Origin of the sequence: Halomonas sp. AOP13-D3-9, assembly GCF_052379125.1 — a bacterium.
GTDB lineage: Bacteria > Pseudomonadota > Gammaproteobacteria > Pseudomonadales > Halomonadaceae > Vreelandella.
On sequence record NZ_JBQSYH010000008.1, the window covers coordinates 42,212 to 63,674 of the forward strand.

Consider the following 21,463-nt stretch of genomic DNA (forward strand, 5'->3'; position numbering starts at 1 on the left):
ACAAAATGGCGTCCTGTCCATGCTTAACGATCCGCTACTGCAGCCCTTTCAGCTAAAGCACCTGACCCTGAAAAACAGGCTCATGGTGACAGCCCATGAGCCCGCTTATCCTGAGGACGGGATGCCCAAAGCACTCTACCGTGCCTACCACGTCGAGCGCGCCAAGGCAGGCCTTGGCCTGACCATGACCGCCGGGTCTGCGGCGGTGGCCAAGGACAGCCCGCCAGTGTTCAACAACATCCTCGCCTACAAGGATGAAGTCGTGCCGTGGATGCGCGAGCTGACCGACGCCTGCCACGAACACGGCACCGCGGTGATGATCCAACTGACCCACCTGGGTCGGCGCACCCGTTGGGACAAGGGCGATTGGCTGCCAGCAGTATCGTCTTCGCATCGTCGCGAGGCGTCCCACCGCGCTTTTCCCAAGCAGGTCGAGGATTGGGATATTGAGCGCCTGATCCGCGACTACGCCGATGCCGCTGAACGCATGCACGCCGCCGGCCTTGATGGCATCGAGCTGCAGGCCTATGGCCATCTGATGGATCAGTTCTGGTCGCCGCTGACCAATACCCTTGAGGGGCCTTATGGCGGGGATCTCGACAACCGACTGCGTTTCACTTTCGAGGTGCTGCGCGCCATTCGCCAGCGGGTTGGCGAGGCATTCATCGTCGGTGTGCGCTACACCGGCGACGAGATGCTGCCGGGTGGGCTGACCTCCGGCGATGGAATGGAGATATCACGGCGCTTGAAGGAGAGCGGCCTGGTCGATTTTCTCAACGTGGTTCGCGGCCACATCGATACCGATGCAGGGCTCACCGACGTGATTCCCATCCAAGGCATGCCCAGCGCCCCACACCTGGATTTCGCTGGCGAAATACGCCGCGAGATCGACTTTCCCACCTTCCATGGCGCCAAGATCCAGGATGTCGCCACTGCTCGTTATGCCATCGCCTCGGGCAAGGTCGATATGATCGGCATGACCCGTGCCCACATGGCCGACCCGCACATCGTGCGCAAGATCGCCGAAGGGCGAGAGGAAGAGATTCGCCCCTGCGTCGGTGCCAACTACTGCCTTGATCGTATCTACCAGGGGGGCGCCGCCTACTGCATCCACAACGCCGCTACCGGGCGCGAAACCAGCATGCCCCATACTATTCCCAAGGCGGCACAGCAGCGGCGAGTGGTGGTTATCGGCGCCGGTCCGGCGGGGTTGGAAGCTGCCCGAGTCGCCGGCGAGCGAGGCCATTCGGTGGTGGTGCTGGAAGCCGCCAGCGATGCCGGTGGACAGGTGCGCCTCACCGCTCAGAGCGAGCGCCGCCGCGAGATGCTGGGCATCATCGATTGGCGCCTGGCGCGCTGCGAAGCGCTCGGCGTCGAGATCCGCTACAACGTCTGGGCCGAGGTGGAGGAGGTACTCGCCGAGCAGCCGGACGTGGTGATCGTGGCCACCGGCGGCTATCCCATGGAAGATCAGCCTGAGGTCGGGCACGATTTGGTGGTCAACACCTGGGACATCCTGTCCGGCCATGTGCCACCGGGCAAGCGGGTACTGCTGTTCGACGATGCTGGCGACCATGCCGCCCTGCAGGCGGCGGAGATCATTGCCGCCGCGGGGGCCGAACTGGAGATTATGACGCCGGATCGCACCTTCTCTGCAGAGATCATGGCCATGAACCTGGTGCCCTATATGCGCTCCCTGCAGCGACCCAACGTCACCTTCACAACCACTTACCGACTGAAGTCCGTGGCACGCGATGGTGGCGAGCTACTGGCCAAGATCACCAGCGACTACATGGATCTTGAGCACGAACGGCGCATCGACCAGGTAGTGGTCAACTACGGCATCACGCCCATGGCCGACATCTATTTCGAGCTCAAACCGCACGCCAGCAATGGCGGCGAGGTGAACTACGATGACCTGATCGTGGGCAACCCTCAGCGCGTCATCAACAATCCGGATGGCCGTTTCCAGCTGTTCCGGATTGGCGATGCCGTCGAGTCCCGGAACACCCACGCGGCCATCTACGACGCTCTCAGGCTGGTCAAGGACATATAGCTTTTGCAGTAAACCAGTGCGGCATTAGCGCTATTTGGGCTCAATCGGGCGAGAGGCCCCTTAGCCGCTCACTACGCCGGCGTAGCAGCTCGAGGGTCGTCAGCAGCAGCATCGAGAGCAGCACCAGCATGGTGGCTACGGCGAGGATCGTCGGGCTGATCTGCTCACGAATGCCTGACCACATCTGGATCGGCATGGTGCGTTGTTCGGGGCCTGCTATGAACAACACCACCACCACCTCGTCGAAGGACGTAATAAAGGCGAACAGTGCCCCCGAGACCACACCCGGCGTGACCAACGGCAGCACCACCTTGAAGAAGGTTCGAGTCGGATTCGCGCCAAGACTATGCGCAGCACGAATCAGCGTGGTATCGAAACTCGATAGTGTGGCAGTCACGGTGATGACCACGAAGGGAATGCCTAGCGCTGTGTGGGCCAGAATTACGCCCAAATAGGTCTGGGCGAGATTGACCTTGGAAAAGAAGAAGAACATCGCCGCCGCGGAGATGATCAGCGGCACGATCATCGGCGAAATCAGCAACGCCATGATCGCGCCACGCGCCGGCATATGCCGACTCGACAACCCCAGCGCCGCCACGGTTCCCAGTACCGTGGCCAGAAAGGTGGAGGCAATACCGATGATAAAGCTGTTCTTGATGGCATTGAGCCATACACTCGAGGTGAAGAAGTCCTGATACCAGCGCAGCGAGTAGCCAGCCGGGTCGAAGGACAGCATCGCCTTGCTGAAAGTGAAGTAGGGCTCGGCATTGAACGACAGTGGGATGATGATCAGCAGCGGTCCGATTAGGAACAGAAAAACCAGCCCGCAGATACCCAGGAATAGGTAGTGCCAGATGCGCTCGCCACGGGTGGCATAGGAAGGAATGGCCATCGTTTACCCCAGCTTAACCTTGTCGACGCCGATCAGGCGATTGAATACCAGATAGCAGATAATCACCACGAACAGCAGAATTGAGGCTATAGCAGCCGCCAGACCCCAGTTGAGCGATGTCTGCATATGGTAAGCGATATAGTTGGTAATGAAGCGCCCCGACTGACCGCCCACCAGCGCCGGTGTGATGTAGTAGCCGATGGACAGGATGAACACCAGGATGCCGCCGGCGGCAATGCCCGGAATCGTCAGCGGGAAATAGACCCGGCGGAAGCTCAGAAACGGCTTGCCCCCCAGTGAGCGTGCCGCCCGCATGTAGCTGGGCGGGATGGTCTTCATTACCGAGTAGAGCGGCAGGATCATAAAAGGCAATAGGATGTGCGTCATGGCGATGATGGTGCCCATCTTGTTGTGAATCATCTGCCATCTGGCCTCATCAGCAATCACCCCAAGAAATACCATTATATCGTTCAACACGCCCTGCGATTGCAGGATGGCGATCCAGGTGGTGGTGCGCACCAGCAGCGAGGTCCAGAACGGCAGCAATACCAGAATCATCAGCAGGTTGGAGTGACGCGCCGGAAGGCTCGCCAGCAGGAAAGCGACCGGGTAACCGAGCAGCAGCGTCAGGCCGGTGATGACAGCACTCATCCACAGCGTTCGCCAGAACAGGGTGGCGTGGATTCGCATGTGCTCCGGCACCTTGACGATCTCGCCGTCTGGGCTCAACTGGAGGTCGACCGCCGCCAGGTAATACGAAATCGTATAGGGAGACGCCTCACGCTGGATCAGCTTCCACGTATCGAGCTCTCCCCAGGTGTCATTGACCTCGATGAGGGACTCGCGATAGGGCGGCTCCAATGTGCCAACACGACGCGCCGTGCGACTGATGGTCGAGCGCATGCCCGACTTCTCATAGTTGAGTCGGCTGGACAACAGGCCCAAGTTTCGTTCCTGCTGGCCTTCGCGAAGATCCTCGGCCAAGGCCGCAAAGGCGGCTTCACCGGGTAACGACTCACCGTTCCAGCCATCTAGCGCTGAAACGGTACGCGATAGGTGGGTGGATACTTCAGGGTTATCGACACTGCGCCATAGCATTTCGAACAAGGGCATCAGGAAGGCGATGAACAGAAATGTCAGCAGTGGCGCGACCAGCAACAGCGCCTTGATTTTCGAGCGTCGCACGGTACGACGCAGACTGACCTTGAGCGGCACACCATCGGCCGTTCTCAAAGGGGCTGCAGGAGATTCGGACACGTAGGTCTCTCCATCAGGCGAAAGAAGCGATCAGCAACGATCGGCTATCGACATACCGCCGCCCGGTTTTCACCGGACGGCGGCGGCAAAACCTTACTGGGACAGCCAGGCGTTGAAGCGCTGGGTCAACTCATCGTTGTAGTCGGCCCAGAACAAATCATCTTTCTGCAGCGCCGTTGCGAAGTTGGGCTCGTAGGTCGGCATGTGCGGCGTCATTTCGATACCGGTTTCGGCATGGGTCGAAACCAGCTCAGAGGAAGAGAGGCGTGCCGGGCCGTACGAGATGTATTGCGCCTGATCAGCGAGTCGTTGGGTATCGGTGGCGAAATAGAGATAATCCTTCACCTTGTCGAGTTTACCGGTGGGCACAACCCAGCCATCCAGTTCGAACACCTGGGCGTCCCAGATGATCTCGAAGGGCTGGTCTTCAGTCACCATGGCATTGAAGATCCGGCCATTGTAGGCGGAGGCAAAGGCAACTTCCTGATCGGCTAGCAACTGAGGCGGCTGTGCGCCCTCTTCCCACCAGATGACTTCGTCTTTGATGGTATCGAGCTTGTCGAAGGCACGCTGCACGCCTTCTTCGGTCTCAAGCATCGCGTAAACCTCTTCGCGATCAACGCCATCGGCGATCAAGGCCCATTCCATGTTGTTGATCGGCTTGCGCAGCAGGGCGCGCTTGCCGGGATAGTTTTCCAGGTCGAAGACATCCTCAATGGTGCTGGGCTGGTCATCTTCGGGGAACATCTCGCTATTAAAAGCGACGATATTGGAATAGACGATGGATGCCACAAAGCAGTCACCCAAAGCGCCGTCGACGAAGTCCTCACTGGGCGGCGTACCATCCGGGGCGTCGGCCAGCAGTTCATCGTGATCAAGTGGCTCGATAAGCCCTTCGGCACAGGCGATCATGGCATCGGCAGGGAGCATATCAACCAGATCCCAGGTAACGTTGCCAGCCTGGGATTGAGCGCGCAGACCGGCAAGCGCGTTACCGCTGCGGTCGATATTGACGATCTCATCGCCGGTCTGCTCAATCCAGGGCTTATCATAAGCCTCGTGCTGACTCATGCTGTAAGCACCGCCCCAGGAAACAATGTTCAGCGTCTGCTGGGCATGGGCACTGACCGCCACGGCGAGTGACGATAGCCCCACCACAGCGATGCCTGCCTTGAGAACGCGCTTGCGGATAATGGTCTTCATAGAGATTCTCCGGTTGTTGTGACACTTGCCGCCGACACCATGGGATGCCGCGATACGGCGATTTCGACTGCCGTCCTACTCAGGCATCCAGCGCGCGGCAATCGGCACTCGACCAGCCGACCTGAATCTGCTGGCCAGGGCGCATAACGCCAACGCCTTGGGCATTGGGCGTCTTGAGGATGAAATCATCGTTACCGCACACCGCCACCCGCGTACGCAGGTGGTCGCCAAGATAGATGACCTCCTGCACGGTAGCGGTAAACTGATTGTCGAACCGCTCTGCGGCATCGTCGCGCAGGATGCTGACTCGCTCGGGGCGCAACGATAGCGTCGTTCGCGACCCCACGTCGCCTACCGCCACCGGTTTGGCTATCACGGTGTCGCCGCTATCGAGGCGTACTTTGCAGTCATCGCCGCGGTACTCGCTGACCTCGCCAAGCAGTCGGTTATTCTCCCCGATAAAATACGCCACAAAGGCATTTTCCGGTCGCTCGTATAGCTCATCTGGGGACGCCAACTGCTGCACCACGCCGTCATTGAATACCGCGATACGGTCGGACATGGTGAGTGCTTCGGTCTGATCGTGGGTGACATAGATCATGGTCACCCCAAGGCTGGCGTGGATGCGCTTTATTTCGTACTGCATCTCTTCACGTAGATTCTTGTCCAGCGCGCCTAGCGGTTCGTCCATCAGCACCAACTCAGGCTCAAAGACCAACGCTCGAGCCAACGCCACGCGCTGTTGCTGACCGCCGGAGAGCTGCGCCGGGCGACGGTCACCAAACTCCTCCAGGCGCACCATGGCCAGTGCCTTATCAACCTTCTCTTTGATCTGGGCTTTGTTGAGATGACGTACTTCGAGCGGGAAGGCGAGGTTCTCGGCCACTGTCATGTGCGGGAACAGCGCATAGTTCTGGAACACCATGCCAATGCCGCGGTTGTGCGGGGGCAAGCCGTTGATCGGCTCGTTCTTGAGCAGGATCTCACCGTGGGTGGGGGTTTCAAAGCCCGCCATCATCATCAGGCAAGTGGTCTTACCGGAGCCCGAAGGGCCCAGCAGGGTGACGAATTCACCCTTGCGGATGTCTAGGTTGAAACCCTTGACGACCAACTCGACACCGTCATAACTCTTTTGAACATTGACGAAGCGGGCAAAACACGACGACGCGTCTGTCGTCGAGGCCGTTTCCTCCCCAGCGTCTGCAAGGGTCTCATTCATGCAAATTCCCCGTTGACAGTCCCGTTGCGGCGAAGCGAGTACGCAATCCAACACGCACACACACCGACACGCATCCCCTGGAACCTGATTGATTTATATTTTTTTCTTAATGCTTGTTAACGACCATAAGGGTTGCTCGTGGCGCATTACAATTTTCGTCGGGACAATTAGCGTTGAATATCAACATGCCACAGGCACAGCAAAGTCAACTACGTCCGGGGTCCTTTAACGTCGATTCACGACATCGCCCATGGAAGTTTCTCCATGGGCGATAGGTCGTTGCCATTGATCAGGCCGCACCCGCAGGGCTCAAATGACAGGCGGCATACTTGAACTCCGGAATCTTGCCAAAAGGATCCAGCGCCGGATTGGTTAACAGGTTCGCCGCTGCCTCCCCGTAACAGAAAGGCACGAACACCATGCCCTCGGGCATCCCCGGATCCGTCCTTGCTTTGAGAGTGATGGAGCCCCGCCGGGTGGCGATGGTCAGGTCATCGCCCGGCGCCATTCCCAGACGAATAAACTCAGCGGGGGCCAGGCTCGCTACGGCTTCCGGTTCCAGGTCATCAAGCACTTTGGCGCGCCGGGTCATCGAACCGGTATGCCAGTGCTCTAACTGGCGCCCGGTGGTCAGTACTGTTGGGTAGTCGTTGTCGACCGGCTCATCCGGTGGCAGCGGGCGCGTGGGGGCGAACTTCGCCCGGCCGCTGGCGGTGGGAAACGCATCGCTGAAGACCACGTCGTGCCCCGGCGCGTCCTCCGCTGGGCAGGGGTAGGTCACCGACTGCTCGCGCTCCAAACGCTCCCAGGAAATATGGTCGAGAGAGGCCATGCCTTGCTTCATCTCGGCGAAGACGTCCCGTGGGTGCTGGTAATCCCACCCCAGACCAAAACGTTTGGCGATTTCCTGGATAATCCACCAGTCCGGCTTGGCCTGGCCCGGCAACGGCAGCGCCGCACGTCCCATCTGCACTTGCCGATTGGTGTTGGTGACGGTGCCGTTTTTCTCCGGCCAGGCGGAGGCCGGCAGGATGACATCGGCAAACTGGGCGGTCTCGGTGACAAACAGATCCTGCACCACCAGATGTTCCAGCTTGGCCAGGGCGACCCGGGCATGGGCCAGATCCGGGTCGGACATCGCCGGGTTTTCACCCTGGATATACATGCCGCGAATGGTGCCCGCGGTGATAGCGTCCATAATTTCCACCACGGTGAGACCCGGCGTGGGATCCAGTTTGGTATTCCACAGTTCTTCGAACGCCGCACGAACTTGATCATCATTGACCGGCTGGTAGTCGGGCATAACCATGGGAATCAGCCCGGCATCAGAAGCCCCCTGAACGTTGTTCTGCCCCCGCAAAGGATGCAGGCCGGTGCCGGGGCGACCGGTCTGGCCGCAGGCCAATGCCAGCGAGATCAGGCAGCGGGCGTTATCGGTACCGTGGGTGTGCTGGGAAATGCCCATGCCCCAGAAAATCATTGCCCGCTCGGCGTTGGCGTAGAGCCTGGCCACTTCGCGGATGGTCTCGGGCTCAACGCCGCACAGGCCGCTCATCGCTTCGGGGGTCATGTCCACCGTGTGCATTTTAAGGGCCTCAAAGCCCTCGGTATGCTCGGCGATATAGGCCGTGTCATAAAGCTCCTCGCTGATGACCACATTGAGGATGGCATTGAACAGCGCCACATCAGCCCCCGGTGAAAAGCGCACGCTCAGGTGGGCGTAGGCATCCAGCGACTGACCACGGGGGTCGATTATCACTATCTTGGTACCGCGCTTGGCGGCCTGTTTAAAGAAGGTGGCCGCCACCGGATGGTTCACCGCGGGATTACAGCCGGTAAGAATCACCACATCGGCCTGGCTGGCCTGCATAAAGGAGGCGGTTACCGAGCCCGAGCCAATACACTCCATGAGTGCCGCCACGGAGCTTGCGTGGCACAAGCGGGTACAGTGATCCACATGGTTGGAGCCAAAGCCGGTACGCACCAGCTTCTGGAACAGCCACGCCTCTTCGTTGGAGCACTTGGCGCTGCCGAACCCAGCCAGGGCGTCAGGGCCATGGCTCGCTTTAAGGTCGACAAGTCCGCTGGTAGCAAAATCCAGGGCCTCATCCCAGCTCGCCTCGCGGAAATGCGTCAGGGGCTGGGCGGGGTCGAAGTCCGGGTCGATCCCCTTTGCGACACCCTCGCGACGAATCAGCGGGGTAACAAGCCGGGATGGATGGCGCGGATAGTCATAGCCGAAGCGGCCTTTAACACATAGCCGGTTCTCGTTAGAGGGGCCGTCGCGGCCCTCCACATAAAGGATCTCATCGTCCTTGATATGGTATGTAAGCTGGCAACCCACCCCGCAGTAGGGGCATACCGAGTCCACCTTACGGTCAGCTACGGCAGAGTCGCCGTGGCCCGCCTGATCAACCAGGGTAGCAGGCATCAGAGCGCCGGTGGGGCAGGCTTGAACACACTCGCCACAGGCCACGCAGGTGCTATCCCCCATAGGGTCGTCGAAATCAAACACGATCTTGGACGCCGCACCGCGATGCGCCAGGCCGATAACGTCGTTGACCTGGACTTCGCGACAGGCACGCACACACAGGTTGCACTCGATGCAGGCGTCAAGGTTGACGCGCATGGCTGAGTGGCTGCTGTCCTGCGCCAAGCTGTCTGCCCGGGAAGCCACATGGTGCACGGTGGGCGCCGCGCGCTCGTCGCGCCTGGGCAGCTTGCGACGCACCGCCGTGGCATCAATGGCCAGCTGGTCAGCCATGGCCCAGAAATGGCTTGAGCTGTCGGGGCTCTCTTCCCGCTCAGGCTGGTCGACCAGCAGCATTTCCATGACCATCTTGCGGGCCGTGTGCGCGCGTTCAGAGTTGGCGCTCTTGACCACCATACCGGGGGCCGCTTCGCGCAGACAGCTGGCGGCCAGGGTACGCTCGCCCTCGATTTCCACCATACAGGCGCGGCAGTTGCCGTCGGCGCGGTAGCCGCTTGTGTCCTTAAAACACAGGTGGGGAATGGTCTCGCCGGCGCGCTTGGCCACCTGCCAGAGGCTTTCGCCTGGCTGGGCACTCACTTCGATGCCATCCAGGGTCAGGGTAAAGCTTTGGTTTAAGCTCTGTTCACTCATGCTCATCTCCCTTATCCCTTGACGATGACGTTCTGGGCGGCAAGTTCACCGCGAAAATCCTTGAGCAGCCCCAGCACCGGGTTAGGCGCCGCCTGGCCGAGCCCGCAAATGGAGGCATCGATCATTACCTGGGAGAGCTGCGTCATCAGCCCGGCATCCCACTCGTTGCGTTCGAGCAGCGTGAGCATTTTTTCCGTGCCCACCCGGCAGGGTGTGCATTGGCCACAGGATTCATCGGCAAAGAAGGCCAATAGGTTGGTAGCCACCCCGCGCAGATCGTCCTGATCGGAAAGCACGATCACCGCAGCGGAACCGATAAAACAGCCGTGCTCCTGAAGAGTGTCGAAGTCGAGGGGAATATCGGCCTTGGTAGCGGGCAGAATGCCGCCGGAGGCGCCGCCGGGCAGGTAGGCCGCCAGGCGGTGGCCGTCGGCCATGCCGCCGCAATACTCGTCAATTAATTCCTGTAGTGTTATCCCCGCGGGCGCCAAATACACACCGGGCTGCTTGACCCGACCCGAGACCGAGAAACTGCGTAACCCTACGCGGCCGTGGCGACCCTGGCTGGAGAAAGCCTCAGCGCCACGCTGCCAGATCATGGGGATCCAGTAGACGGTCTCGACGTTATTGACCAGCGTCGGCCGATCAAATAGCCCTTTTTGAGCCACGAAGGGAGGTCGATGACGGGGCTTGCCAGGTTTGCCTTCCAGCGACTCGATCATCGCTGACTCTTCGCCGCAGATATAGGCCCCAGCACCACGACGCAGTACGATATAACCCGGCGCCACCAGACCAGCGGCCTCCAGTTCGTCAATGGCCTCGCGCAGTACGCCGTGTAACGCCGGATACTCATCGCGCAGATAGATATACAGCGCCTCGGCCTCTACCGCCCAGGCGCTGACCAAGGCACCTTCAAGAAACTGGTGCGGCGAATTTTCCAGGTAATAGCGATCCTTGAAGGTACCGGGCTCGCCCTCGTCGGCGTTGATCGCGCAGTAGCGTGGGCCAGTTTCCTGGCGCACGAACGTCCACTTTTTGAAGGTAGGGAAACCCGCGCCACCCAGGCCGCGCAGATTGGCCTGCTGCATCGCCTCCATCAGCGCTTCCACCGTGACCTCTCCCTCGCGACAGGCTTGCAGTAGCGCGAAACCACCCTCGCGGCGATAGTCGTCCAGTCGCTGCCAATCGACGGGGTCGGGGTGAAAGTGCGCCTCCTCGATCACCGACGCGATACGCGCCTGAGTAGCGAACGGCACATGATAGTGCCCCACTTCCGCCACCGGCGCGGTGTCGCAGCGCCCCATGCAAGGAGCGCGCAGCACTCGCACCTGCTCGATATCCACGTTCGCTTCCAGCTGTGCCTTTAGCGCCTCGGCTCCGGCCAATTGGCAGGTTAGGGAGTCGCAGACGCGAATGGTCACCGCGGGCGGCGGCAACTGGTCGTCGTGAATGACATCGAAGTGGGCGTAGAAGGTGGCGGTTTCGTAAACGGCCGCCATGGGCAGGTTCATATAAGCCGCCAGAGCACGCAGCTCCGCCAGCAGCAGATGGCCGCGGTTATCCTGAAGGGCATGCAGGTGTTCAATCAGTAGGTCGCGGCGGCGCAGCGTGGCGTCCTGGCGTTCGTCGCCCAGCAGCTCACGCAACGCCTCAAGAAGATGGGGGTCGAGTTCACGGCCGCGGGGCTTGCCGCGGAAGCGGCGCTTGGGGATCACGGTCTGGACGGTCATGGGTTACTCATTATTATCTTGATCAGCTTTTTGCCAAATGAACAAAGACGGCACCCCGCGGGGCGCCGTCTAGGGTCGCACTAACCTGCCCTCAGGCAGGGGTCAGGGCTTGTTGCTCAGTACTTATTAAATAAGCTATTAAGCCACGCTGCCATGGGGGTCAATAACGAATTTCTTGGCAGCGCCGCCATCGAAGTCGGCATAGCCCTGGGGCGCCTGATCCAGGTTAATCATTTGGACATTAACCGCATCGGCAATATTGACCTTGCCGAACAGAATAGCCTGCATCAATGGGCGATGGTACTTCATCACCGGGCACTGTCCCGTATGGAAACTGTGTGACTTGGCCCAGCCGAGGCCAAAGCGCATGCTCAGCGCGCCCTGCTTGGCAGCCTCGTCTTCTGCGCCGGGATCTTCGGTCACGTACAGGCCTGGGATACCGATCTGGCCACCCGCGCGGGTCAACGACATCGCAGAGTTGAGCACCGTCGCAGGCGCTTCTTTGCCGTGATTGCAGCCACAGGCGTGGGCTTCAAAGCCTACGCAGTCGACAAAGGCATCGACCTCACGCTCGCCGAGGATCACCTCGATCTTGTCGGCCATGTCACCGTCCTGGGTCAGGTCGATGGTCTCACAGCCAAAGCTGCGCGCTTGGGCCAGGCGCTCTTCGATCATATCGCCGACGATCACGCAGGCCGCACCCAGCAGCTGAGCGGAAACCGCAGCAGCCAGCCCCACGGGCCCAGCACCGGCGATATAGACGGTGCTCCCCGGGCCGACACCGGCGGTCACGCAGCCGTGGAAACCGGTGGGGAAGATATCGGAGAGCAGGGTCAGATCCTTGATCTTCTCCATGGCCTGATCGGCATCCGGGAACTTCAGCAGGTTAAAGTCGGCGTAGGGTACCATGACATATTCAGTCTGGCCGCCGACCCAGCCGCCCATATCCACATAGCCATAGGCGGCGCCAGGGCGAGCTGGATTAACGTTGAGACAGATACCGGTGCGGCCTTCCTTGCAGTTGCGGCAGCGGCCGCAGGCAATATTGAACGGCACCGAGACCAGATCGCCCGGCTTGATGAATTCAACATCGCGGCCGGCCTCAATCACCAAACCAGTGATTTCGTGGCCGAGTACCAGGCCTGATGGAGCGGTCGTGCGGCCGCGTACCATATGCTGGTCGCTGCCACAGATATTGGTGGTGACTACTTTGAGAATCACGCCGTGCTCGCATTTGCGATTGCCGAGGGCGAGTTCAGGATAGGCGATGGACTCAACGGCGACCTCACCCGGCCCCTTGTAGACCACTCCGCGGTTGGCTGCATTCATGGCTGGCTCCTGTGGCTTATTGTTCTGTTCATGATGGTTGATTGCGCTTTCCCACCCTATCCCCTCCGCGCTTAAGGACTTACCCGAATAAGGCACTCACGTATCTATTCAAGACATCCTAGCCAAGACGAATAGATAGAGGTCGCTTTCACGACATTCCCTCTTTGCAACAGGCCCAACAATTCATAGCGTCGGCAATGGTGACGCATATCCGACGTCTAACAAGAGCCACCAAGGAAACCTGATGAAGAACAACGACGACCCGGCCCTGTCACCCGGACAGGACAATACTCAGATTTTGGGGTTGGACTTTCATAACCCCGTCTTTCCGCTTTCCGCTCTCGCCATCCTACTGTTTATTATCTACGCGCTGGTCTATCCAGATGCTGCTAATACGCACTTGGGGCTTGCCAAGAACTGGTCGATCGAACACTTCGACTGGCTGTTTATGATTGCAGGCAATATTTTTGTGGTGTTTTGCCTTGTACTGATCTGCTTGCCACTCGGGCGGATTCGGCTAGGCGGCAAGGATGCAAAACCGGAATACTCGCGCACCTCCTGGTTCGCCATGCTGTTTGCGGCGGGCATGGGTATCGGCTTGATGTTCTGGAGCGTTGCCGAACCGGTGGCCTATTACACCGACTGGTACGGTACGCCCTTAAACACGCCAGCGGGCACCCCAGCAGGGGCCAGTGCCGCGATGGGGGCAACCATGTTCCACTGGGGCCTGCACCCCTGGGCGATCTACGGTGTAGTCGCGCTGTCACTGGCCTTCTTTGCCTATAACAAGGGCCTCCCCCTTACGCTTCGCTCTGCCTTTTACCCGATTTTGGGCGAGCGGACCCGCGGCTGGGCAGGCCATATCATCGATATTCTTGCCGTACTCTCCACCATTTTTGGCCTGGCTACCTCGCTTGGTTTTGGTGCTACCCAAGCGGCCAGCGGGCTTGCCTATGTGTTCGGCATTCCCAATACCATCGGCACCCAGTTGGCGATTATCGTGGTGGTCACGGTGATCGCGCTGTTCTCTGTATGGCGAGGACTCGACGGTGGCGTCAAGCTATTCTCAAACATCAACATGGTCATCGCCGCGGCGCTACTGCTGTTTGTGTTCATCGCCGGGCCAACCCTGATGATTCTGAACGGCATTGGCACCACCGCGATGGATTATGTGGGTCACCTTCTGCCGCTGTCGAACTGGATTGGCCGCGACGACGACGTCTGGTACCACGGCTGGACCATCTTCTATTGGGCGTGGTGGATCTCCTGGTCCCCGTTTGTGGGCATGTTTATCGCCCGTGTATCCCGGGGCCGTACAGTGCGTGAGTTCCTGATCGCGGTGCTGCTGGTACCCACGCTGGTCACGCTGGTATGGATGAGTGCCTTTGGTGGAACGGCACTTTATCAGGCTTCAAACGGCGTTGGTGAACTGGCCAACGGCATTGGCGACGTCTCACTCGCCATGTTCCACATGCTGGAGCAACTCCCTCTGACCAGCATCACCTCGACACTGGCGATTATTCTGGTGCTGGTATTCTTCATTACCTCTTCAGACTCCGGCTCGCTGGTGATTGATAGCATCACCGCAGGCGGCAAGACCGATGCGCCCAAGGGTCAGCGAGTGTTTTGGGCAGCGTTGGAAGGTATTATTGCGGGCGTGCTGCTCTACGGCGGTGGAAGCACGGCACTCAGCGCGCTGCAAGCGGGTGCGGTAGCCACGGGACTACCCTTTACGCTGGTGCTTCTGGTGATGTGCTTTAGCCTTTACAAAGGGCTTCACAAGGAGTGGCAGCAGATCAACGCGATGCCAAAAGTCGCTAGTTAATCACCTCTAAACCGCCCGCCTATCCGGCGGGCGGTTTTCTTTTTTTTGCCAGCAGGGAGTCACAACAATGCAGGCAACCCCTTACCAGCGCGGTCTGCTTATAGTCATCCTGGGCGTGGTGTTTCTCAGCTTCGACGGTCTGTTGATACGCCTGGCCAATACCGATGGCTGGACCATCGTATTCTGGCGCGGTTTATTGATGTTCTGCGTGCTCGGGGTGCTGTGTAGTGCTGGCAAACGGTTGGCGACACTGAGAAACAGCCCCTTTTCCTCGCTAGCCTCGGCCTTGCTGCTGGGTCTGATATCCAGCCTGTTTGTGCTGGCGGTCATGAACGCCAACGTGGCCAATGTGGTGGTGATCCTAAGTACAGCGCCGCTGTTTGCCGCGCTGTTTTCAAGGATTTTCCTGGGTGAAAGAGTCGCACAACGAACGCTGGTGGCCATTGCCGTCTGTATGCTGGGGATGGGCCTGGTATTCATGGGCGAAGGCGCCATGGGGATGCTGGCAGGTAACCTGTATGCCTTGGCAGCTGCAGCGGCCATCGGCGGTAACCTGACCCTGCTACGCCGCTATCCAGTGATTGACCCTATGACGGTGATTGCCGGCGGGGGGCTCCTTTCGGCGGCCATTGCCCTGCCCATGGCGTCACCACTCTCGCTTGATGCCCAGCGCTATGGCGTACTGGCACTAATGGGGCTGGTGCAGATGCCCTTGGCCACAGTGCTGATCAATAGCGCCACCCGTTACCTGTCGTCGACGGAAGTGGCGCTGTTTTATCTGGTCGAAACCGCACTGGGCACGCTGTGGGTGTGGTGGTTATTGGGAGAAACCCCCACCACCTCGACGCTGGTCGGCGGTGGCGTGGTTATCCTAGTGCTGGTACTGCATGCCTGGCTAGGATTGCGCCTTGAAAGGCAGCATCTGCAGCTTTACCCAGGCTTTAACGTCAAATAGCCAATAAACAGAAAGCCCGCCAGGAAGCGGGCTTGAACGGTGATTAGAGACGAGATGGGGTTTTCGTAAGTAGCTGTCGAGCGGTTATCGCTGCTTACTCTCCACGGGGAAAGCGCTTATTCTCTTCGAGTATATTGAGATCCATATGGTTGCGCATGTAGCGCTCTGAGGCCACCTGCAACGGCTGGTAATCCCAAGGGTAGTAAGCACCATTGCGCAGCGCCTCGTAGACGATCAGTCGGCGTGCCTGGCTCTCGCGCACCTCGGCGTCGAAGCGAGCCATGTCCCAGCGCTCGCGGCAGTGTTGCTGAAACTCATTGAGCAGTTCGGTATGCGCAAGATCCTCGGCCAGATTGTTAAGCTCCTGCGGATCTTCTTCGAGATTAAACAACTGCGGTGGATCGAGCTCGCAGTGGTTAAACTTATAGTGACCCTGACGGATAGTCACCAACGGCGCATAGCTGCCCTCAGCGGCGTACTCCATGTATACCGGAGTCTTGCGGCTGCCCCCCTGCATAAGCGGCAGTAGCGACTCACCGTCGGTCCACGGTTCGATCGCGCTAAGGTCGATACCCACCAGGTCGGCCAGGGTGGCATTAACATCCATCGCCGATACCGGATCGTCAACCCGGCGCGGTTCGATTCCCGGCGCGCTAATCATCAACGGCACGCGCGATGAACCTTCGTAGGGGCTCATTTTGAACCATAATCCGCGCTCCCCGAGCATATCTCCGTGATCAGAAACAAACAGAATAATGGTGTTGTCGAGCATGCGGGTGCGCTCAAGCACGTCAATAATGCCACCCACTTTGTCATCGATGTAGGACAGGTTGGCAAAATAACCCTGGCGCGCGCGGCGGATATTCTCAGGCTGAATATCAAACTTGGTATAGTCGTTGGCGTTGAAGATGCGCTGCGAGTGAGCATCCTGCTGGTGGTAAGCAATCTCGCTCACTTGCGGCTCAAGGTGCTCGCAGTCGTTATAGAGATCCCAGAACTTGCGCCGCGCCACGTAAGGGTCGTGGGGGTGAGTAAAACTCACGCACAGCGCCCAAGGTCGCTCCCCTTGACCACGCGCCAGATCGTAGAGTTTCTGCTCGGCATGGAAAGCGACCTCGTCGTCATACTCCATCTGGTTGCTGATCTCAGCCACACCGGCACCGGTCACCGAACCCAGGTTGTGGTACCACCAGTCAATACGCTCACCGGGTTTGCGGTAGTCAGGCGTCCAGCCAAAGTCAGCCGGATAGACATCGGTAGTCAGGCGCGACTCAAAGCCGTGCAACTGATCCGGGCCGACGTAGTGCATTTTGCCTGATAGGCAGGTGTGGTAACCGGCACGGCGTAGATGGTGCGCCCAGGTCGGAATGCTTGAGGGGAACTCGGCGGCATTGTCGTAGACACCGGTTCGCGATGGGAGCTGACCCGACATAAAGGCGGCACGACCGGGGGCGCACAGATAGCTGGGAGTATAAGCATTGCGGAAGCGTACCGAGCGCTTGGCCAACGCTTTCAGGTGTGGCATGTGCAGAAAGTCTGCTGGCCCGTCATCAAACAGCGTACCGTTAACCTGATCAGCCATCAGTACCAAAATATTAGGTTTAGTCATTGCCGCCCCAGTATTGTTGAATTTGGATATTGCAGGCTCAGCGTGCATTTATTTGCGAAGGAAAAACGCGCTAACTTAGATTAACCTCAACGCAATACACCTTCTTCCTTGAGTAGCGTAAAAATCGCCTCGGCGCCCTGTTCCGGCGTCACATCACTCAGCAGTTGACCACCGTTACTATCGGCCTTGGCGGCAGCTGCTTTGAAACGGTCACGCGCCGAGGCAGACTTGACGATCTTAAGCCGCTTGGGCCGCTTGCGTGCAGGCTGAACGCGCCACTGTGCTTGTAGTTCGTCAATCACGCTAGCACAGGCGCAATCAGCCAGCTCACCGCGTCGCGCTGGGCCAAAGGCGCTCTGGCGAGCGGCCGGCGCGCTGTTATCCACCGTGGCGATGGCAGGTAAGCGTACCCGCAGACGACGGCGCTTACCTCGCGGCAGGGCCTGTAGCACCGTGGCCACTCCCTGATCGATGCTTTCCACTTTGGCTAAGCCACTGATAAGTGGCCAGCCCAGCATTTCGGCCAGCATATATGGCACTAGGCCCGAGCCCTCACCCGTCTCGGCGCGCGTCCCCGTCAGCACCAGTTGTGGTGCCGCGAATCGCAGTATGTTTGCTAAGGCCGGGACAACATCGGCATTTGGGGCCTGCTGAATGCGTTTGACCCTGCTAATTCCCATCCCCAGATAGCCACGCAGGGCTTCCTCACTGGAGGTAGCACTGTTGTCAGCATGAATGAGTTGAACGGTGGCGTCACCAAGGGACAATGCCATTTCCACCGCACGGGCGTCATGCTCAGCATGCCGCGCCCGCGCGGTCAGTGGATGACGCCCCACCGACACCAGAACGGCAACGCTGAACCCGTCGCTACTCAATGACTTGGCGTTATGCGGCATCGCGATTCTCCTGCTGCTGTTCTTGATAACGCTCGACCCGAGCGACCAGCGCAGCAAGCACCTCACCAGCCTCGCCAATCACCGCGAGATCAGCACGTTTGACCATATCGCAGCCAGCATTGAGATTGATAGCCACGACCTTGTCACAGTGCTGAATGCCCTGTAGGTGCTGGATAGCCCCCGAGATGCCCACCGCCACGTAGACACGCGCGGACACCCAGGTGCCAGACGCCCCCACCTGACGGTCACGGGCCATAAAGCCATCGTCCACGGCAACACGCGATGCCCCTTCGGTAGCGCCCAGCACTTTCGCGGCGTGGTGGAAGGCATCCCACTGTTTAACTCCGTTGCCACCGGAGAGGATGAACTCTGCCTCAGCCAGCGCTACGCCAGCGGGATCCACGGCCACCTGCCCCAGGTCTTCTATACGCGATAGGGTGGTGGGGATTGTTGCCGCCAGACTCAGGTGCTCAGCCGCGTGACGCGTCTCATCCACCGGCTCGGCGCACTCGGCCAGCGCCAGCGCAACACGCGGCAGAGGGCGCTGGATATCCAGGCTCCCAGCGGCACCACGGGCAGTACAGCGCCAACCCAAAGAGGCCTCATTATCCGCTTCCACCTGCCACACCCCCGTGGCAGCGCGTTCACCCAGACGTAAGGCAAGCCGCCGCCCCAGGTCGGCTCCGCCCAGGGGTGAGTCTGGCAATAGCCAGAAGCGCGGCGTCATCTCCCGTTCGACGGCGCTTAAAGCCGCCAAACGCGCTTCAGGCGCAAACCCCGCGTAAAACTCATCATCAAGATGCACGACGCGATCGATACCGGCTTCGCCCAGCGCCCGCTCCTTAAGCTCGCCGCCCCCCTCGCCCTTATACTCACCAAACAGGATCGCCACCACAGCGCCGGGCTGTTCGGCGTCGGCATCCGCCACACGTCGGGCCAGGCCCAGCAGGTCCTTGTCGTGACCTGAGAGACGCCCGCCGGTCATATCGGGCACCACGGCCACCAGGAAGGCGGGTTGATCAATCGTCACCGTGCGGCGGCTATCGCGGGCCGCCGTCGTTGTTGCGGTGGACTGCCCTCCTTGCTGGAGGCCACTACGGTCAATCCGTTTGACGCCATTGGGGCCGATAAAGCCGATGGCACGAGGATCCTTGCGCACCACGCCGTTGGGGCCCATCCATTCGCTAACCGCTCCGCCGCCCCTGTTTACACCCAGGGCGGCCAGCACCGCGGCGTTGTCGGGGTGCAGACGGTTTCGGGCGATCCACTCACGACGTGGGTCGCGGCGAATAATCTCACTCATACGATCACCTCTTCAGCAGTCGTCGATGCAGTGGTTCGGCGGGGTGCGCCGGACACATCGTCAGCGGAACGCTCAACCAGCGCATCGGCCACCAGTTCGGCGATATCGCGCACTTCGGCGCTGGCATCCACCACCCCTTCCAGCATGGCGGTACATTGAGGGCAGCCCACTGCGACCAGTTCGGCGCCGCTCTCTTTGACGTCATTCATGCGCATGTCGGGAATCCGCTGCTTGCCGGGAATATCGGTAATCGGTGCCCCGCCGCCGCCGCCGCAGCAGCGCGAGCGGTAACCGGAGCGTTCCATCTCCTTGACCTCGATGCCCAGCGCCTTAAGCACGTTACGTGGTGCCTCGTATTCACCATTATAGCGGCCCAGGTAACACGGGTCGTGATAGGTGACGCTGCCGCCTTTCCAGGGGGCAAAGGTCAACCGGCCAGCCTCGTACAGTTCGGCGATAAAGGTGCTGTGATGACGTACCTCATAATGACCGCCCAGCTCGCCGTACTCATTGCCCAGCACGTGAAAGCTGTGGGGGTCGCAGGTAACAATCTGCAAGAAGCGATACTTGGCCAGGGTGGCAATATTGCGCTTCGCCAGGGACTGGAACGTCGCTTCATCGCCCAGACGCCGCGCCACGTCGCCGCTGTCGCGCTCTTCAGCCCCTAATACCGCGAAGTCTACCTCGGCGGCCTTCAACACTTTAATGAGTGCCCGCAGAGTGCGCTGGTTACGCATATCAAAGGCGCCATCCCCCAGCCACAACAGCACGTCGACCTGCTTGATGTCGGCCATGAGCGGTAGGTTAAGATCCGCCGCCCAGTTGAGCCGCGAGCCAGGGTCGAAACCGCCGGGATTGTCGGTGGCGATCAGATTATCGAGCACTTCGGCGCCTTTGTTGGGCGTTTTACCGCGCTCGAGCGTCAAGTGGCGGCGCATATCGACAATCGCATCCACGTGCTCGATCATCATCGGGCACTCTTCGACGCAGGCGCGGCAAGTCGTGCAAGACCAGAGAGTGTCGGCGTCAACCAACGCTTTCCCTTGCAGAGCCACAATGGGCCCATGGGGAGAGCCCTGGTACTCGCCCACTGGCTTATCAGGATAAGGAGAACCGGCATAGCCAGCATCGCTCCCCCCAGCCATACCCACCACCATGTCCTGGATCAGCTTCTTGGGGTTGAGCGGCTGACCGGCGGCAAACGCCGGGCACACCGCTTCGCAGCGACCACATTGTACGCAGGCGTCGAAGCCAAGCAGCTGATTCCAGGTAAAGTCGGCAGGCTTTTCCACGCCCAGAGGCGCCGCTTCATCCTCAAGGTTGAGTGCCTTGAGGCCCGTTGACCGGCCAGCGCCCCCTTTCTTGGAGGAAAAGCGTTCGGCGCGTCGATGGAAGGCCAGATGTAAAGCACCGGCGAAGGCGTGCTTCATGGGCCCGCCCCAGGTCATGCCGAAGAACATCTCCCCCAGGCCCCAGGCCACGACGCCCGCTAATACCAGTGCCAGCAGCCAACTACTGCCCCCTTCAAGCAAACCTTCAGGCAGCAGACCTACCGTGGGCAGCGTGATCAGGAAGACGCTTATCGAAAACGCCATCAGACTCTTGGGCAGGCGCATCCAGGGGCCCTTGGAGAGCCGAGCAGGAGGGTTAAGCCGCCGCCGCGCCACGAAGAGACTACCGATGAACATGGAGGCGCTAGCCAGTAGCAGTAATCCGCCTAACAATGGGTTGGCGATACCCAGACCGTGCACCAGGATCATCAACACGGCGGCAGCCACGAAGCCACCGGCGGTGGCCACGTGGGTGTTGGAGATCATTTTGTCACGCCCCACTACATGGTGTAGATCCACCAAATAGCGGCGCGGCAGGGCCACCAGCCCCTTAAACAGGTTTACCCGCGAGGGGCGGCCCTGACGCCACAGGCGTATACGGCGTACAGCGCCGATTACTGCCAGAGCCAAGGCAGTAAAAATCAGTATCGGCAAGAGCGTTTCGAGCATGGTGCTCACCTCATCTTTGGTACCATTGGCTTTGGCGGCGGCGCTGCGCCGGGGGCAGACCTACG

The 21,463-nt window shown here is 59.9% G+C and carries 14 protein-coding genes; 3 read left to right on the forward strand and 11 right to left on the reverse strand.

All coding sequences use genetic code 11. The features are described from left to right. The first annotated feature begins 19 nt into the window (after positions 1 to 19). Complete coding sequence (locus ACT3UM_RS10320) at positions 20 to 2,056, forward strand: oxidoreductase (protein WP_498898475.1); 2,037 nt, start codon at positions 20 to 22, stop codon at positions 2,054 to 2,056. Positions 2,057 to 2,096: 40 nt separating this feature from the next. Here the strand turns inward: ACT3UM_RS10320 and ACT3UM_RS10325 are convergent, their stop codons facing one another. The 7 genes from ACT3UM_RS10325 to fdhA form a co-directional block, all read right to left on the reverse strand. Then, entirely contained in the window at positions 2,097 to 2,948 is an 852-nt protein-coding gene (locus tag ACT3UM_RS10325; RefSeq protein WP_498898477.1) for an ABC transporter permease, read from the reverse strand. Between the two features lie 3 nt (positions 2,949 to 2,951). Then, positions 2,952 to 4,205, reverse strand: a complete 1,254-nt coding sequence (locus ACT3UM_RS10330; protein WP_498898479.1) for an ABC transporter permease — start codon at positions 4,203 to 4,205, stop codon at positions 2,952 to 2,954. A gap of 93 nt (positions 4,206 to 4,298) precedes the next feature. Next, the gene (locus ACT3UM_RS10335) at positions 4,299 to 5,408 is read right to left on the reverse strand and encodes an extracellular solute-binding protein (protein WP_498898481.1); all 1,110 of its coding nucleotides are present in this window, start codon (positions 5,406 to 5,408) and stop codon (positions 4,299 to 4,301) included. Positions 5,409 to 5,487: 79 nt separating this feature from the next. Further along, positions 5,488 to 6,627 (reverse strand): ABC transporter ATP-binding protein, encoded by a 1,140-nt coding sequence (locus ACT3UM_RS10340; RefSeq protein WP_498898483.1) that lies wholly within the window; start codon positions 6,625 to 6,627, stop codon positions 5,488 to 5,490. Positions 6,628 to 6,916: 289 nt separating this feature from the next. Then, entirely contained in the window at positions 6,917 to 9,751 is a 2,835-nt protein-coding gene (gene fdhF, locus ACT3UM_RS10345) for a formate dehydrogenase subunit alpha (protein WP_498898485.1), read from the reverse strand. An 11-nt stretch (positions 9,752 to 9,762) separates the two neighbouring features. Then, complete coding sequence (locus ACT3UM_RS10350; protein WP_498898487.1) at positions 9,763 to 11,481, reverse strand: NADH-ubiquinone oxidoreductase-F iron-sulfur binding region domain-containing protein; 1,719 nt, start codon at positions 11,479 to 11,481, stop codon at positions 9,763 to 9,765. Positions 11,482 to 11,619: 138 nt separating this feature from the next. Continuing rightward, the gene (gene fdhA / locus ACT3UM_RS10355; RefSeq protein ID WP_498898489.1) at positions 11,620 to 12,810 is read right to left on the reverse strand and encodes a formaldehyde dehydrogenase, glutathione-independent; all 1,191 of its coding nucleotides are present in this window, start codon (positions 12,808 to 12,810) and stop codon (positions 11,620 to 11,622) included. A gap of 244 nt (positions 12,811 to 13,054) precedes the next feature. Here fdhA and ACT3UM_RS10360 point away from each other — a divergent pair, with 244 nt between their 5' ends. Both ACT3UM_RS10360 and ACT3UM_RS10365 read left to right on the forward strand, forming a co-directional pair. Further along, positions 13,055 to 14,635 (forward strand): BCCT family transporter, encoded by a 1,581-nt coding sequence (locus tag ACT3UM_RS10360; protein ID WP_498898491.1) that lies wholly within the window; start codon positions 13,055 to 13,057, stop codon positions 14,633 to 14,635. Positions 14,636 to 14,702: 67 nt separating this feature from the next. Continuing rightward, complete coding sequence (locus tag ACT3UM_RS10365; protein WP_498898493.1) at positions 14,703 to 15,590, forward strand: DMT family transporter; 888 nt, start codon at positions 14,703 to 14,705, stop codon at positions 15,588 to 15,590. A gap of 94 nt (positions 15,591 to 15,684) precedes the next feature. Here the strand turns inward: ACT3UM_RS10365 and betC are convergent, their stop codons facing one another. The 4 genes from betC to ACT3UM_RS10385 form a co-directional block, all read right to left on the reverse strand. Beyond that, entirely contained in the window at positions 15,685 to 17,199 is a 1,515-nt protein-coding gene (gene betC / locus ACT3UM_RS10370) for a choline-sulfatase (RefSeq protein ID WP_498898495.1), read from the reverse strand. 86 nt (positions 17,200 to 17,285) lie between these two features. After that, the gene (gene etfB / locus ACT3UM_RS10375; RefSeq protein WP_498898497.1) at positions 17,286 to 18,095 is read right to left on the reverse strand and encodes an electron transfer flavoprotein subunit beta; all 810 of its coding nucleotides are present in this window, start codon (positions 18,093 to 18,095) and stop codon (positions 17,286 to 17,288) included. Further along, positions 18,085 to 19,398, reverse strand: coding sequence for an electron transfer flavoprotein subunit alpha (gene etfA, locus ACT3UM_RS10380; protein ID WP_498898499.1), 1,314 nt, complete (start codon positions 19,396 to 19,398; stop codon positions 18,085 to 18,087). Before etfA ends, etfB begins: the two co-directional genes overlap by 11 nt. Continuing rightward, the gene (locus ACT3UM_RS10385) at positions 19,395 to 21,398 is read right to left on the reverse strand and encodes a (Fe-S)-binding protein (protein WP_498898501.1); all 2,004 of its coding nucleotides are present in this window, start codon (positions 21,396 to 21,398) and stop codon (positions 19,395 to 19,397) included. Before ACT3UM_RS10385 ends, etfA begins: the two co-directional genes overlap by 4 nt. Between the last annotated feature and the right edge of the window lie 65 nt (positions 21,399 to 21,463).